This window comes from Streptomyces canus, assembly GCF_041435015.1.
Taxonomy (GTDB): Bacteria; Actinomycetota; Actinomycetes; order Streptomycetales; family Streptomycetaceae; genus Streptomyces; species Streptomyces canus_G.
Window position 1 is genome coordinate 5,652,755 of sequence record NZ_CP107989.1, and the last position, 14,566, is coordinate 5,667,320.

The 14,566-nt window shown below is 69.9% G+C and carries 17 protein-coding genes; 9 read left to right on the forward strand and 8 right to left on the reverse strand.

The window, feature by feature from the left end; genetic code table 11:
* The first annotated feature begins 63 nt into the window (after window positions 1-63).
* Window positions 64-1,458: an NCS2 family permease gene (locus tag OG841_RS25905; RefSeq protein WP_371566929.1), complete on the forward strand. Its 1,395-nt coding sequence runs from the start codon at window positions 64-66 to the stop codon at window positions 1,456-1,458.
* A gap of 7 nt (window positions 1,459-1,465) precedes the next feature.
* On the opposite strand, the gene OG841_RS25910 is transcribed toward OG841_RS25905, so the two are convergent.
* Window positions 1,466-1,648 (reverse strand): hypothetical protein, encoded by a 183-nt coding sequence (locus OG841_RS25910; protein WP_030317890.1) that lies wholly within the window; start codon window positions 1,646-1,648, stop codon window positions 1,466-1,468.
* A 151-nt stretch (window positions 1,649-1,799) separates the two neighbouring features.
* Here OG841_RS25910 and OG841_RS25915 point away from each other — a divergent pair, with 151 nt between their 5' ends.
* The gene (locus OG841_RS25915; protein WP_328639312.1) at window positions 1,800-2,237 is read left to right on the forward strand and encodes a MarR family winged helix-turn-helix transcriptional regulator; all 438 of its coding nucleotides are present in this window, start codon (window positions 1,800-1,802) and stop codon (window positions 2,235-2,237) included.
* A gap of 25 nt (window positions 2,238-2,262) precedes the next feature.
* The gene (locus OG841_RS25920) at window positions 2,263-3,603 is read left to right on the forward strand and encodes an MFS transporter (RefSeq protein WP_371566930.1); all 1,341 of its coding nucleotides are present in this window, start codon (window positions 2,263-2,265) and stop codon (window positions 3,601-3,603) included.
* Between the two features lie 3 nt (window positions 3,604-3,606).
* Here the strand turns inward: OG841_RS25920 and OG841_RS25925 are convergent, their stop codons facing one another.
* Window positions 3,607-4,137 (reverse strand): GNAT family N-acetyltransferase, encoded by a 531-nt coding sequence (locus OG841_RS25925; RefSeq protein WP_328639310.1) that lies wholly within the window; start codon window positions 4,135-4,137, stop codon window positions 3,607-3,609.
* 26 nt (window positions 4,138-4,163) lie between these two features.
* Between OG841_RS25925 and thpR the strand changes: the two genes are divergently transcribed.
* Window positions 4,164-4,736, forward strand: a complete 573-nt coding sequence (thpR, locus tag OG841_RS25930; protein ID WP_328639309.1) for an RNA 2',3'-cyclic phosphodiesterase — start codon at window positions 4,164-4,166, stop codon at window positions 4,734-4,736.
* A gap of 167 nt (window positions 4,737-4,903) precedes the next feature.
* Here the strand turns inward: thpR and OG841_RS25935 are convergent, their stop codons facing one another.
* On the reverse strand, window positions 4,904-5,896 hold the full coding sequence (locus OG841_RS25935; RefSeq protein WP_328639308.1) for an aldo/keto reductase: 993 nt from the start codon (window positions 5,894-5,896) through the stop codon (window positions 4,904-4,906).
* A 124-nt stretch (window positions 5,897-6,020) separates the two neighbouring features.
* Here OG841_RS25935 and OG841_RS25940 point away from each other — a divergent pair, with 124 nt between their 5' ends.
* Window positions 6,021-7,625 (forward strand): amidase, encoded by a 1,605-nt coding sequence (locus OG841_RS25940; RefSeq protein ID WP_328639307.1) that lies wholly within the window; start codon window positions 6,021-6,023, stop codon window positions 7,623-7,625.
* 29 nt (window positions 7,626-7,654) lie between these two features.
* On the opposite strand, the gene OG841_RS25945 is transcribed toward OG841_RS25940, so the two are convergent.
* From OG841_RS25945 to OG841_RS25960, 4 genes are all read right to left on the reverse strand, one after another.
* Window positions 7,655-8,572: an RNA polymerase sigma-70 factor gene (locus OG841_RS25945; RefSeq protein WP_328639306.1), complete on the reverse strand. Its 918-nt coding sequence runs from the start codon at window positions 8,570-8,572 to the stop codon at window positions 7,655-7,657.
* 18 nt (window positions 8,573-8,590) lie between these two features.
* On the reverse strand, window positions 8,591-8,974 hold the full coding sequence (locus OG841_RS25950) for a DoxX family protein (RefSeq protein WP_328639305.1): 384 nt from the start codon (window positions 8,972-8,974) through the stop codon (window positions 8,591-8,593).
* A 74-nt stretch (window positions 8,975-9,048) separates the two neighbouring features.
* The gene (locus OG841_RS25955) at window positions 9,049-9,678 is read right to left on the reverse strand and encodes a maltokinase N-terminal cap-like domain-containing protein (RefSeq protein ID WP_328639304.1); all 630 of its coding nucleotides are present in this window, start codon (window positions 9,676-9,678) and stop codon (window positions 9,049-9,051) included.
* A 17-nt stretch (window positions 9,679-9,695) separates the two neighbouring features.
* Window positions 9,696-10,283 (reverse strand): Uma2 family endonuclease, encoded by a 588-nt coding sequence (locus OG841_RS25960; RefSeq protein ID WP_328639303.1) that lies wholly within the window; start codon window positions 10,281-10,283, stop codon window positions 9,696-9,698.
* A 91-nt stretch (window positions 10,284-10,374) separates the two neighbouring features.
* Here OG841_RS25960 and OG841_RS25965 point away from each other — a divergent pair, with 91 nt between their 5' ends.
* On the forward strand, window positions 10,375-11,130 hold the full coding sequence (locus OG841_RS25965; RefSeq protein ID WP_371570819.1) for an aminoglycoside adenylyltransferase family protein: 756 nt from the start codon (window positions 10,375-10,377) through the stop codon (window positions 11,128-11,130).
* Here OG841_RS25965 and OG841_RS25970 read toward each other — a convergent pair.
* Window positions 11,123-11,857, reverse strand: a complete 735-nt coding sequence (locus OG841_RS25970; protein WP_328639301.1) for a GbsR/MarR family transcriptional regulator — start codon at window positions 11,855-11,857, stop codon at window positions 11,123-11,125. The two genes, OG841_RS25965 and OG841_RS25970, sit on opposite strands and share 8 nt — an antisense overlap.
* 223 nt (window positions 11,858-12,080) lie before the next feature.
* Here OG841_RS25970 and OG841_RS25975 point away from each other — a divergent pair, with 223 nt between their 5' ends.
* From OG841_RS25975 to OG841_RS25985, 3 genes are read left to right on the forward strand one after another with little or no spacing between them, the layout of a single operon-like run.
* A complete protein-coding gene (locus OG841_RS25975; protein ID WP_328639300.1) occupies window positions 12,081-12,749 on the forward strand; it encodes a DUF4097 family beta strand repeat-containing protein in 669 nt (222 codons plus the stop codon).
* A 28-nt stretch (window positions 12,750-12,777) separates the two neighbouring features.
* On the forward strand, window positions 12,778-13,740 hold the full coding sequence (locus OG841_RS25980; protein ID WP_328639299.1) for an ATP-binding cassette domain-containing protein: 963 nt from the start codon (window positions 12,778-12,780) through the stop codon (window positions 13,738-13,740).
* Window positions 13,737-14,522 carry an ABC transporter permease gene (locus OG841_RS25985; protein WP_328639298.1) on the forward strand — a complete coding sequence of 262 codons (786 nt, stop codon included), beginning with the start codon at window positions 13,737-13,739 and terminating at the stop codon, window positions 14,520-14,522. Before OG841_RS25980 ends, OG841_RS25985 begins: the two co-directional genes overlap by 4 nt.
* The last annotated feature ends 44 nt before the right edge of the window (window positions 14,523-14,566 follow it).

A 14,566-nucleotide genomic window follows, 5' to 3' on the forward strand; every position in this document is an offset into this window, starting at 1 on the left:
CGACGTTATACGTTCATACTGAAACAGTTTCTCTCTGTCCACATCTGCTCGTAGGAACATCCAATGCCGACCGCCCTCGACCGCTACTTCAAGATCTCCGAGAGGGGCAGCAGTCTGCCCCGGGAGATCCGGGGCGGCTTCGCCACGTTCTTCGCGATGGCCTACATCATCGTGCTGAACCCGATCATCCTCGGCAGCGCCAAGGACATGTACGGCCACCAGCTGGACAACGGCCAGCTGGTCACCGCGACCGCCCTGACCGCGGCCTTCACCACGCTCCTCATGGGCGTGGTCGGCAACGTCCCGATCGCGCTGGCCGCGGGGCTCGGTGTGAACTCGGTCGTCGCGCTCCAGCTCGCGCCCCGGATGTCCTGGCCGGACGCGATGGGCATGGTGGTCCTGGCGGGCTTCATCGTGATGCTGCTGGTCGCCACCGGTCTGCGCGAGCGCGTGATGAACGCGGTGCCCTTCGGGCTGCGCAAGGCGATCTCCATCGGTATCGGCCTGTTCATCATGCTGATCGGGCTCGTGGACTCCGGTTTCGTCTCCCGCATCCCGGACATCGCCCGTACCACCGTCCCGCTCCAGCTCGGCGCCGACGGCCACCTCAACGGCTGGCCGGTCCTGGTGTTCATCCTGGGCGCCCTGCTGACCCTCGCGCTCATCGTCCGCAAGGTCTCCGGCGCGATCCTGATCTCGATCGTCACGATGACCGTCGTATCGATGATCATCGAGGCCGTCGCCAAGGTCCCGTCCTGGGGGCTCACGGTCCCGAAATGGCCCGGCAACCCGGTCGCCACCCCGGACTTCGGTCTGATCGGCAAGGTCAGCCTCTTCGGCGGCTTCGACAAGGTCGGCGTGCTGACCGGCATCCTCTTCGTCTTCACGGTCCTGCTGTCGTGCTTCTTCGACGCGATGGGCACGATCATGGGCGTCTCCGACGAGGCCAAGCTCACCGACGCCCAGGGTCAGATGCCCGGCATCAACAAGGTGCTCTTCGTGGACGGCCTCGCGGTCGCCGCGGGCGGCGCGAGCTCGTCGTCGGCGACGACGGCCTTTGTGGAGTCGACGGCGGGAGTCGGCGAGGGTGCGCGCACCGGTGTCGCCAACATCGTCACCGGCGGTCTCTTCACCCTTGCGCTGTTCCTCACGCCGGTCGCGACGATGGTCCCGTCCCAGGCGGCGACCCCGGCCCTGCTGGCGGTCGGCTTCCTGATTCTGGCGGGGAACGTCAAGGACATCGACTGGGCCGACTACACGATCGCCATCCCGGCCTTCATCACCATGGTGATGATGCCCTTCACCTACTCGATCACCAACGGCATCGGCATGGGCTTCATCACCTTCGTGGTGCTGCGGCTGGCGGCCGGACGGGGCCGGGAGGTTCCGGTGCCGATGTACGTCGTCGCGGCGGTGTTCGGCTTCTACTACCTGATGCCGGCGCTGGGCCTGACGTGACCCGCTCTCACGTGACCCCGTAGAACTTCTCGGTCTCGTCGACGGCGGTCTGGAACCGCTCGTCGAAGTCGTCCCGGATGAGCGTTCGGATCACATAGTCCTGGACGCTCATCCCCCTTTTGGCCGCATGGTCGCGGAGCCGCTCGAGCAGCTCCCCGTCTATCCGCAGGCTGAGCACGCTGGTCCCCATGAGGACGAGGGTCGCCGCCCACGCCGAGCGGCGTTCACATTCCGCCGCCGACTCACTCGTATGGGTGAAGATCGGGTTTCAGTGGCCGGGGTCACGGGAATCCCCGTGCGCGCGAGCTTGTTTAGCGAGGGTAATGAGTTACGCTAAAGAGATGCCGGACCTTACCCATGGCGACGACGTTGCCGCCGTGAACTCCCTGCGATCAGCCGTGATGCGACTGTCCCGTCGGCTCAAGCACCAGCGGGTCGACGAGTCGCTCAGCCCCACCGAGATGTCGGTGCTGGGCACCCTCTCCCTCTGCGGCAAGGCCACCCCGGGCGAGCTCGCCCGCAAGGAGCACGTCCAGCCGCCGTCGATGACCCGCATCGTGGCGCTGCTGGAGGCCAAGGGACTCGTCCGGCTGGAGCCGCACCCCGAGGACCGGCGCCAGAAGGTCGTCACGAAGACCGAGCAGGCCGAGGCCATGCTCGCGGAGAGCCGCGCCAAGCGGAACGCCTTCCTGGCCACCCTGGTCGACAGCCTCGACGAGGACGAGTGGGCGAAACTGCGCGAAGCCGCCCCCGTGCTGGAGAAACTCGCACACCTGTAAGCCACAAAGAGGAGGCGAACGCACTTTGAGTACGGGACCCGGAGCACACTCCGCCCCCGCACCGACCACCCACGACCCCCGCAAGTCCTCGATGTTCAGCTCGCTGACGGTCAGGAACTACCGCCTGTTCTTCGTCGGTCAGGTCGTCTCCAACATCGGCACCTGGATGCAGCGCATCGCCCAGGACTGGCTGGTGCTCAGCCTCACCGGCTCCGCCACCGCCGTCGGCGTGACGACGGCCCTGCAGTTCCTGCCGATGCTGCTCTTCGGCCTCTACGGCGGTGTCCTCGTCGACCGGCTGCCCAAGCGCCGCGCGCTGCTGTTCACGCAGTCCGCGATGGGCGCCACCGGTGTCGTGCTCGCCGCCCTCACCCTGACCGGCCACGTCCAGGTCTGGCACGTCTACCTCGCCGCCTTCGTGGTGGGTCTCGCGACCGTCGTCGACAACCCGGCCCGCCAGTCCTTCGTCTCCGAGATGGTCGGACCGGACCAGCTGCAGAACGCGGTCAGCCTGAACTCCGCGAACTTCCAGTCGGCCCGTCTGGTCGGCCCCGCGGTCGCGGGTGTCATGATCACCGGCGTGGGCACCGGCTGGGCGTTCCTCGCCAACGGCCTGTCCTTCGTCGCCCCGCTCATCGGCCTGATGATGATGCGGGCGCGTGAGCTGTACGTCGTCGAGCGGGCCCCGCGGGCCAAGGGACAGCTGCGGGAGGGCCTGCAGTACGTGGCCGGCCGCCCCGAGCTGATCTGGACCATCGTCCTGGCCGGGTTCGTCTCCACCTTCGGCTTCAACTTCCCCGTCTTCCTGTCCGCCTTCGCCGACGACGTCTTCCACGCGGGCGCCGGCTCCTACAGCCTCTTCAACACGCTGATGGCCGTCGGCTCCCTCGCCGGCGCCCTGCTCGCGGCCCGGCGCGGCACCGCCCGGATGCGAGTGCTGCTGGCGGGCGCGGTGGCCTTCGGGGCGCTGGAGATCGTGGCCGCGATCGCCCCCTCGCTGTGGCTGTTCGCCCTGCTCATGGTCCCGATCGGGATGTTCGGCATGACGGTCAACGTCACCGCCAACAGCAGCATCCAGATGAGCACCGACCCGGCCATGCGGGGCCGTGTGATGGCCCTGTACATGATGGTGTTCATGGGCGGAGCGCCGGTGGGCGCGCCGATCGCCGGCTGGGTCACCGACGCGTACGGCGTCCGCGCCGGCCTCGCGTCGGGCGGCGCGATCGCCGCGGCGGCGGCCGTCACGATCGCCCTGGTCCTGGCCAGGGTCGGCAACCTGCGCCTGTCGGTGGGCTGGAACCACGGTCACCCGCACGTCCGGTTCGTGCCGCGCGAGGCCCAGGAGCAGCTGGCCGCGGCGGCCTGAGCTTTACGGCAGCACCCGCATGGCCAGTACCTGACCCGGCCAGTCGTTGTTCGCCCCGGCGGTGTACGTCTCCGTCGGGGCGAAGCCGTTGGCCTCGTAGTAGGCGACCAGCTTGCGGTCGTCGCCCGCGTAGCAGTCCACCCGCAGCAGGGCGACGCCCGCGCGCCGGGTCTCCTCGGCGGCGTGCGCGAGGAGGGCGCTGCCCACGCCGTGGCCCTTGAAGCGGCGGTCCGAGGCGAGCCAGTGGATGTACCGCTCGGGCTCACCGGGCGGCGGGAGATGTGCCAGATAGGCGCCGGGCGCGTCGGTGATCGTGAGGGTCGCGGCCGGGACGCCGTCGGCCTCGGCGATGAACACGCTGCCCTCGTCGATGTACCGGGCGACGGACTCCACGGTCCTGGGGCTCCCGGACAGCGGCTCGGTCCCCCACTGACCGGGACGCCCCTGCGCGACCAGCCACTCCACGCAGCTGTCGAGCATGCCGAGGATCACGGGTATGTCGTCGGGTCCGCCGTCCCTGATGCTGATCTCCATGCCCTCATGGTGACAGGCTGATTGCCATGAGACTCTTCGCCGCGGTGCTGCCTCCGCAGGACGTGTCCGACGAACTCGCGCTGAAGGTCGCTGAGTTGAGGCGGCTCCCCGGAGCGTCCGAGCTGCGCTGGACCGGCGTCCCCGGGTGGCACTTCACCCTGGCCTTCTACGGCGAGGTCGACGAAGCCGTCGTCCCCGAACTGTCGGCGCGGCTGGAGCGGGCGGCTCGGCGGACCCCGTGTTTCCCCCTGGCCCTGCGCGGGGGCGGGCAGTTCGGGCACGGGCGGGCACTGTGGACGGGGGCCTCCGGCGATCTGCCGGTGCTGCGGCTGCTGGCCGAGCGGGCGGAGGCGGCGGCGCGGAAGGCGGGGGTGGAGACGGGGGAGCACCGGCGGTACAAGGCGCATCTGACCGTGGCTCGCAGTCGGGAGGCGGTGGATGTACGGCCGTATCTCTCGGTTCTGGACGGATTCACGAGCCGCACCTGGACCGTCGACGAGCTGGCGCTGGTGCGGAGCAACCTTCCGCAGTCCGGAGTGCCGGGCGAGCAGCCCCGCTATGAGGTGGTCGGCCGCTGGGCGCTGAGCGCGGCCGGTTAGGCTCGATGCGTGGACCCGAAGACCCGGAACCGGATCATGGCCGGTGTACTTGTGATGATGTTCGTCGTTGTGGCGTTGGCCGCCGCGCTCGGCAGGTAGGGGACTGCGGCCGGTCGCGCCCGCGGGGCGGAGCCCCATATCGACTCCGCCCCGCGCCTGAAGGGGCGCTACCAGGCGAAGGCCTCCGGAGACGGGCCCGGGCCCGGGAAGATCTCGTCCAGGCCCGCCAGGACCTCCTCGCTCAGCTCCAGCTCCACCGCGCGGATCGCCGACTCCAGCTGCTGCGCCGTGCGCGGGCCGACGATCGGCCCCGTCACGCCGGGGCGGGTCAGCAGCCACGCCAGGGCCGCTTCCCCGGGCTCCAGGCCGTGCTTCTCCAGCAGGTCCTCGTACGACTGGAGGCGCGCACGGGCGGCCGGGTCGGCGAGGGTGTCGGCGGCGCGGCCGGAGGCGCGGCGGCCGCCCTCGGCCTCCTTCTTGATGACACCGCCGAGCAGGCCGCCGTGCAGCGGCGACCAGGGGATGACACCGAGGCCGTACTCCTGCGCGGCCGGGATGACCTCCATCTCGGCGCGGCGTTCGTAGAGGTTGTACAGGCACTGCTCGCTGACCAGACCGATGGTGCCGCCCCGCCGGGCGGCGATCTCGTTGGCCTGCGCGATCTTGTAGCCGGGGAAGTTGGAGGACCCGACGTACAGGATCTTGCCCTGCTGGACCAGGGTGTCGATCGCCTGCCAGATCTCCTCGAAGCCAGTGGCGCGGTCGACGTGGTGGAACTGGTAGATGTCGATGTGGTCCGTCTGGAGCCGCTTGAGCGAGGCGTCGACGGCGCGGCGGATGTTCAGCGCCGACAGCTTGTCGTGGTTCGGCCAGGCCTCCCCGTCCGCGGCCATGTTGCCGTAGACCTTGGTGGCGAGGATGACCTTGTCGCGGTGGGCGGCGCTCTTCGCGAACCAGCTGCCGATGATCTCTTCGGTACGGCCCTTGTTCTCGCCCCAGCCGTACACGTTGGCGGTGTCGAAGTAGTTGATTCCCGCGTCGAGAGCCGAGTCCATGATCGCGTGGGAGTCGGTCTCGTCGGTCTGCGGGCCGAAGTTCATGGTGCCGAGGACGAGTCGGCTGACCTTGAGTCCGGTGCGTCCGAGCTGCGTGTACTTCATGACTCCTCAGCCAACGCCTTCGAGTGCGCTCAAGGCAAGCACCTGCTTCGGGGGGATTGCTCCCCTGCCGAATCGGGGGACAGCCGGAGGGAGTTGAGGCGGTTTCGTCTCTAGCGTGCCGTGCATGAGGCATACGGAGGGAACCCACGCCACCCGGCGGAACGTGCTGGCGCTCGGCACCGCGGCGGCGGCCGCCCCCTGGCTGGGCGCGGCCCCGGCCCAGGCGGCGGATGTCAGGCCCGGGGAGTTCGACGAGCTGGGCATCACCGAGCTGCGCGGGCTGATGACCCGGGGACGACTCGACGCGGAGCGGCTCACCCGTCACTACCTGGAGCGGATCGAGCGCATCGATCCGCTCCTGCACGCGGTGATCGAGGTCAACCCCGACGCGCTGCGGGAGGCGCGGCGGCTGGACGCGAGCGGGCGCCCCCGGGGCCCGCTGCACGGCATGCCCGTGCTGCTGAAGGACCTGGTCGAGACCGCGGACCGGATGCACACCACGGCCGGCTCCCTCGCCCTGCAAGGGCTCCGGCCCGCGCGGGACGCCACGGTCGCCGCCCGGCTCCGGGCCGCCGGTGCCGTCATCCTCGGCAAGACCAACCTCAGCGAGTGGGCGGGCGGCCTGTCGCTCACCCACCACGCCGGGTGGAGCGCGCGCGGCGGCCAGACCCGCAACCCGTACAAGCTGGACCGCTCGCCCAACGAGTCCAGTTCCGGCACCGGCGTCGCCGTCGCGGCGAACCTGTGCGTCGCCGGCATCGGCACCGAGACCAACGGCTCGATCATCGACCCGTCGTCGGCGAACTGTGTCGTGGGCGTCAAGCCGACGGTCGGACTGGTCGGCCGGGGCGGGGTGATCCCCGGTGTGCCCAGTCAGGACAGCGTCGGCCCGATGGCACGCACGGTCCGGGACGCGGCGATCATGCTCGGCACGCTGGTGGGGGTCGACGGGAGGGACCCGGCGACCGCGGCGAGCCGGGGTCGTTTCCACCGCGACTACACCCGTTTCCTGGACGTGGACGGGCTGCGCGGGGCGCGTATCGGTGTTCCGCGGACCGTGTACTACGGCTACAGCGACCACGCCGACGAGATCGCGGAACGCGCGATCGGGGTGCTTCGCGCGGCCGGGGCGGTGATCGTCGACCCTGCCGACATCCCCACGGCCGAGCAGTTGGAGGACCTGCCCGGCTCGATGGTCGTCCAGGCCTACGAGTTCAAGCGGGCGCTGAACACGTACCTGGCCGGGGCCGGTGGTGAACATCCGCGCGACCTGGCGGAGTTGATCGCCTTCAACCGCGCGCACGCGGACCGTGAGCTGCGCTATGTACGGCAGGACGGGCTGGAGACGGTACAGGGGCTGGACTTCTCGGAACGGGAGTACCGGGAGGCGCTGGCCACGAACCGCCGGCTGTCACGGGCCGAGGGCATCGACGCCGTCCTGCGCCGACACCGCCTGGACGCCCTGGTGATGCCCACGTCCGGCCCGCCGGCCAAGATCGATCTGATCCGGGGGGACACGTACGGGGGCGGTGCGTCCACGCCCGCGGCTCTCGCCGGGTATCCGGCGGTCAGTGTGCCGGCGGGGTTCGCGTTCGGGTTGCCGGTCGGGCTGACGTTCATGGGGACGGCGTGGAGCGAGCCGGTGCTGCTGCGGCTCGCGTACGCGTACGAGAGGGCGAGCGGGGTGCGGCGGGTGCCGACGTATCGGGGGGCGGACGTGGGGTTCTGACCCCGGGTCGGTGTTCTTGGAGAGAGGGGTCAGGAAGGGCGGCCCGCCTGGACCTCGCGGTGGATCGCCCACGCGTCCGCGACCGGGCCCACGTGGCCGAGTTTGTCGGGGTTGATCACCGCGCGAATCGTCTGGATGCGGCCGTCGAGGATGTCCAGGGCGAGGGTGTGGAGGACCTTGCCGTCGCGGTCGTAGAAGATCGCGCCCGGCTGGCCGTTGAGTTCGTGCGGCTCGAAGGTCACCTCGATCCGGGCCATCCGGGGGAAGACCGAGCCCAGCAGCCGGGCCACGTTCTGCGCGCCTGCGACCGCCTTCGCCAGCTGCGGGGCCCTGCCGCCGCCGTCGCCGACCATCGACACGTCGGCGGCGAGCAGTCCCCGCAGGCCGTCCACGTCGCCTTCGCGGAGGGCTGCGAAGAAGCGTGACGCCAGTTCCTCGCGCTCTTCCCGGTCCGCCTCGAAGCGGGGGCGGCCCGCCGCCATGTGGCGCCGGGCCCGGGACACGAGTTGCCGGCATGCCGCCTCCGAGCGGCCCACCGCCGCCGCGACCTCGGGGAAGCCGAAGTCGAAGACCTCCCGCAGTACGAAGGCCGCGCGCTCGAGCGGGCTGAGGCGCTCCAGCAGCAACAGGGCGGCCATCGATACCGACTCGGCCAGTTCGGCCGCCCGCTGCGGGTCCTCGTAGGGGTCGTCGAGGAGTGGCTCGGGGAGCCATTCGCCCACGTACTCCTCCCGGCGGACGCGGGCCGAGCGCAGTACGTCGATCGCGATGCGGGTCACCATGGTCGAGAGGTAGGCCTTCACCGACCTGGGCTCGGTCGCGGTGTCCTCGTAGCGCAGCCAGGTCTCCTGGACCGCGTCCTCGGCCTCGCCGACGCCGCCGAGGATCCGGTAGGCGATCGAGAACAGCAGTGGCCGTAGCTCCTGGAACTCCTCGGTCCTGCTCATGCCGTTCGTCGGCTCCTCTCAGCCGGTGAAGGACTCGGGGCCGAAACGGCCCCACGCGATGAACACCGCGAGTGCCAGGTAGGCCAGGTTCAGCACCACGAACGCGGACTCGCCCCGGCGGCCGTGGGTGATCATCGCGCCGACCATCAGGAGGATCCAGCAGACGGCCGTCACCGGCACCAGCACCGGTGCGATGTCGAGCGCGGCGGTCAGGACCAGGCCGGCCGCGGCCAGGAGTTCGAGGATGCCGAGGGTCTTCACGAAGGCCGTGCCGACCTCTCCGGTCCATCCTCCGCCGTGGGCCGCGGCCAGCTTCTCCCTGGGCACGAAGGTCTTGGTGACACCACCGGTCAGGGCCACCGCGGCCAGCAGTCCGGCGGCGATCCACAGCGCGAGGTTCATCGTCCACTCCTTGATCGAGGCTTGCCTGCACCTCTCGGGACGAGACAGCTGCCTCCGCTGTGACATCCCCGGTCTCAGGGGCGGCTCAGGGTCGCGAACACGGCTCGGGTGCGGGTGCCGTCCGGGGCGACCCAGGCCCCGGAGACATGACCGGCGGTTCCCTCGGGGGTCGTGGGCCGCGGGCGTCGGTGCACGCGGAGAACCGTGCCGTCCGGGAGGGTGAGCTCGGTGCCGTCCTGGTCCTCGGTGACCTCGGCGGGGCCGGTGGGGAGGGCGGGGCCCGGGTAGGAGTGGGTGACCTCGTGGTCGGGGGTGTCGGTGAGGCTCTGGGCCTGGGCCTGGGTGCGGCCCTCGAACAGGGCGAGGAGTGCGGTGCGCAGGACCGGGTCGTGGGTGCCGTCGTAGGCCCAGCGGGGGCCCAGTACGCCGTGTGCCATGGTGCCGACGAGGGCGTGGTCCGCGCCGGGGAGCGGGGCGGCGCGGTAGGTGAGGGGGGCCAGATAGGCGGCGGGTCCGGGGCCGGAGGAGTCGACGGCCACCATGAACTCGATCCCGACCTCGCCCTCCGGGTCGTCCAGCCGGAAGCCGCCGGCCTTGGTCAACTCGGGGGTGCCGGTGCCGGTGTACCACGGGCGGGTGGGCAGCCAGGCGGTGAGCAGGTCCAGCTTGGTGGGCTTGAGGGTGGTGTGGTGGATGATCGCCATACGGCGGATTCTGTCAGTCAGTCGCGGGGGAACTCATCGGTTTTGAGGGTGAGTTCGAGAGGGGTGGTGGTCATGTCGACGTCTGCTCCGAAGGCGACGGACAGTTCGGTGAGGTATTCGCCGTCCTTGGGCTGGGTGTAGAGGTGACACTTGCCCTGGTAGGGGTCGGCGATGAGGTAGACGAGGACCTCGGCGAGCGCGTAGGCGATCTTCTTGGGGCCGTAGTCGTTGGCGGCCGTGCCTTTTGAGATGACCTCGGCGACGAACTCGATGTCCTTGGACTGCCACAGCCCCTTGTTGTCCTTCTCGGCGCCCTCGGCCACCAGCGTCACGTCGGAGGCGAAGCCATTGAGGTGCCCTGGGTAGTCGACGCGGACATCCGACTTCACGCGCTTGCGCGGGTACTTGGTGCGCAGTTGCTCGTAGATGGCGGCGATGATCTCCCAGTGCGTGTCCCGCTGCGGCGACATGAAGACGGCCCCCTCGACGATCTCGACCTTGTATCCCTCGGGGACGGGCATGTGCTCAAGGCGCTCGAACAGTGCGTCGAGCGTGAGCTCCTCGCTCTCGTGGGCCATCTCGATCCTGTCTTCAAGGACGGTCATCGTGGCGCTCCTCCCCGGCTGCTCCATGGACAAGCACCGCCGCGCGGTACAACGATACGCACGCTGACCAGGACACGGAGGGATGACGCACATGCCAGTCGACGGCGCCCCGGCAGTCGCGCGCACCGTCCACCGCACCCTCTCCGACACCCCCCTCGGCATCTACCTCCACGGCTCCGCCGTCCTCGCCGGTCTTCGCCCGCACAGCGACATCGACGTGCTGGTCGTCGTTCGGAGGTCGCTGACCCGTGACGAACGCCGGGCCCTGGTGAGCGAGTTGATGCGGGTGTCCGGTGTTCCGGGCGCTCGGCCCGTCGAGCTGATCGTCGTCGTACAGGACGAGGTACGGCCCTGGCGGTACCCGCCCGTCTGCGACTTCCTCTACGGGGAGTGGCTGCGCGCGGAGTACGAGCGGGGTGTGCTTCCCGAGCCCGAGTCCAGTCCCGATCTCGCCCCCCTGCTCACCATGACCCTGGCCGGGGACACCCCTCTGCACGGTCCTCCGCCCGCCCAACTCCTCGACCCCGTACCCCTCGTGGACCTCCGGCGCGCGATCGTCGCCGGAGTGCCGCAGCTCCTGGGCGACCTGGACCACGACACCCGTAACGTCCTGCTCACCCTCGCCCGTATCTGGACCACCCTCGCCACGGACACCATCCGCTCCAAGGACGCCGCCGCCGACTGGGCACTCGAGCGACTGCCGTCCGCACACCGGGCCGTCCTCGCCCATGCCCGGGCCATCTACCTCGGGGAGGAGAAGGAGCGGTGGGACGTCGGGCTGCGTGCCGGTGTCCGGCCCTGCGCCGGCTTCCTCGTCGACGCGATCGGGCGTCAGTCGCTCATGTAGCGCTGTCCGAGGGTGTCTCCGGTTTCGTGTGCAGGACCTCGCGGGCCTGGTCCGCGGCGCGGGTGAGGCTTTCGGAGACGAAGTCGAGGAAGCGGGCGATGTTCTCCAGGCGGGTGGCGGCCGGGGTGCCCTGCCCGAGGATGCCCACGCCCTGACGGGCCGTCTCGGCGAGCTGGATGGTGCCGCGGGCACTGGCGATCATGGACTGGTACCAGACGTCGTCGTCGGCGACATAGCGCTCGCGGCGGCGGTCGTCGCGTTCGCGGCGGACCAGGCCCTGGGTTTCGAGGTAGCTGATGGCCTTGGAGATGGAGGCCGGGCTGACCTGGAGGCGCTGAACGAGTTCGGCGGCGGTGAGGCTGCCGGTGTCGCTGGTGTAGAGGCAGGTCAGCACCCTCGACATCATCTTGGGCGCGCCCGTCTGCATGAGGACGGTGGTGAACGTCTCCTCGTACTCGCGCACCGCCTCGGGGTCGCGGCCATGGGGCAGTTCGGGGATCTGCGTCCCTCGGGGTGTGGTCTGGCGGCGGCGGTGGGCGCGGCGTTCGGTGGCGCGGTGGGCCAGGTCGGCGCGGTAGGCGGTGGGGCCGCCGTTGCGCATGACCTCGCGGGTGATGGTCGAGGTGGGCCGCTCGAGGCGGCGGGCGATCTCCGCGTAGGCGAGGCCGTCGGCCACTCCCAGCGCGATCTGCTGACGTTCCTGCTGGGTGAGCCTGCCTCCCGGCATCGCGGTCTCCTTCGTGGTCCCTGGTGCCCGCAGCATAGCGTTCGCTTGCATTCTATTGCAACGAGAGAGCTTCTGACGTTGCGTTGCTTTTAGAGCCGTTGCAATGAAATAACCGCAACTACCTGCAGTGATAACGATACTTCGCAACGACTGTGTTGCCGGATCTATGAATGCAACGTAGCTTTTCGTTCATCGGAAACAGTGACCAACGCAGGAGCACCTGATGCAGAAGTTCGACACCACCGCCCCCGTCACCACCGTCATCGACCTCCCCGCCGGCCGCGTCCAGGTCATCGCCGCCGACCGCACCGACACCACCGTCGAGATCCGGCCCGCCAATCCCGCCAAGAGCCGCGACACCCGGGCCGCCGAGCAGATCGAGGTCACCCACGGCGACGACGGTGTCCTGCGGATCGCCGCCCCGGCCGCGAAGAACCAGTACTTCGGGCCCTCCGGCTCCGTCGAGATCACCGTCCAGCTCCCGACCGGCTCCCACGTCGAGGCGAAGACCGCCGCCGCCGAGTTCCGCGCCGTCGGACGCCTCGGGGACGTCGTCTTCCAGGGCGCTCACGGCCCGGTCAAGATCGACGAGGCCGCGAGCATCCGCCTCACCGCCGCCGACAGCGACATCACCGTCGGCCGCCTCGCAGGACCCGCCGAGATCAGCACCCAGAAGGGCGACATCACCATCGGCGAGGCCCTCACCGGCTCGGTCGTGCTGAGCACGCAGACGGGCGACATCACCGTCGGCACCGCCGCCTCCGCCTCCCTGGACGCCGGCACTTCCTACGGCCGCGTCCACAACTCCCTCAAGAACACCGAAGGAGCCCATGCCGGCCTGGCCATCCGCGCCACCACCGTGCACGGCGACATCACCGCCCGCAGCCTCTGACCCGCAGCCCTCACAAGGAGCACCCACCATGACCGACCTGGCCATCGCGGCGAACGGCCTGCGCAAGTCCTACGGGGACAAGACCGTCCTCGACGGCATCGACCTCCAGGTGCCCGCCGGCACGATCTTCTCCCTCCTCGGCCCGAACGGCGCCGGCAAGACCACCGCCGTCAAGATCCTCTCCACGCTCATCTCCGCCGACCCGGGCACCGGGGGCATCCACATCGGCGGCCACGACCTGGCCGCCGACCCGCAGGGTGTGCGTGCCGCGATCGGGGTCACCGGCCAGTTCTCCGCCGTGGACGGGCTGATCACCGGTGAGGAGAACATGCTCCTGATGGCGGACCTGCACCACCTGCCCAAGAGCGAGGGACGGCGGGTCGCGGCCGAACTGCTGGAGCGCTTCGACCTCACCGAGGCCGCCAAGAAACCCGCCTCCACCTACTCCGGCGGTATGAAGCGCCGCCTCGACATCGCCATGACCCTGGTCGGCGACCCGCGCATCATCTTCCTCGACGAACCGACCACCGGCCTCGACCCCCGCTCCCGGCACACCATGTGGCAGATCATCAGGGAGCTCGTCTCCGACGGCGTCACCGTCTTCCTCACCACGCAGTACCTGGAGGAGGCCGACGAACTCGCCGACCGCATCGCCGTCCTCCACGACGGCAGGATCGCCGCCGAGGGCACCGCCGACGAGCTGAAGCGGCTCATCCCCGGGGGGCACGTCCGGCTCCGCTTCACCGACCCGGCCGCCTACCGGAGCGCCGCCTCGGCACTGCGCGAGGTCACCCGGGACGACCAGTCGCTGACCCTGCAACTCCCCAGCGGCGGCAGCCAGTCCGAGCTGCGCGCGATCCTCGACCGGCTCGACGCGGCCGGCATCGAGGCCGACGAGCTGACCGTGCACACCCCCGACCTCGACGACGTCTTCTTCGCCCTGACCGGCGGCACCGGCGTCACCGACCAGCCCAAGGAGACCGTCCGATGAGCAACCTCTCCCTCGCCGTACGCGACTCGTCCACGATGCTGCGCCGCAACCTCCTGCACGCCCGGCGCTACCCCTCGCTCACCCTGAACCTGCTGCTCACGCCGATCATGCTGTTGCTGCTCTTCGTCTACATCTTCGGCGACACCATGAGCGCGGGCATCGGCGGCGGCGACCGCTCCGACTACATCGCGTATCTCGTCCCGGGGCTGCTGCTGATGACCATCGGCTCCACCACGATCGGCACCGCGGTCTCCGTCTCCAACGACATGACCGAGGGCATCATCGCCCGCTTCCGGACCATGGCGATCCACCGCGGTTCGGTGCTCGTCGGACATGTCGTCGGCAGTGTGCTGCAGTCGATCGTCAGCGTGGTCCTGGTCGGCGCGGTCGGCGTGGCCATCGGCTTCCGCTCCACCGACGCCACGGTCCTGGAGTGGCTCGCGGCCTTCGGACTGCTCGTGCTCTTCGCCACGGCGCTCACCTGGATCGCCGTCGGCATGGGCCTGATCAGCCCCAACGCCGAGGCCGCCAGCAACAACGCCATGCCGCTGATCTTCCTGCCGCTCATCTCCAGCACGTTCGTCCCGGTCGACGCGATGCCGGGCTGGTTCCAGCCGATCGCCGAGTACCAGCCCTTCACCCCGGCCATCGAGACCCTGCGCGGACTGCTCCTGGGCACCGAGATCGGCCACAACGGCTGGCTGGCCGTCGCCTGGTGCCTCGGCCTCGCGGTGCTCGGCTACCGCTGGTCGACCGCGAAGTTCAACGCCGACCCGAAGTAGGCGCCATGACAGCGCGGGCAGGCTCCCGCACCCCGTCCCACCCC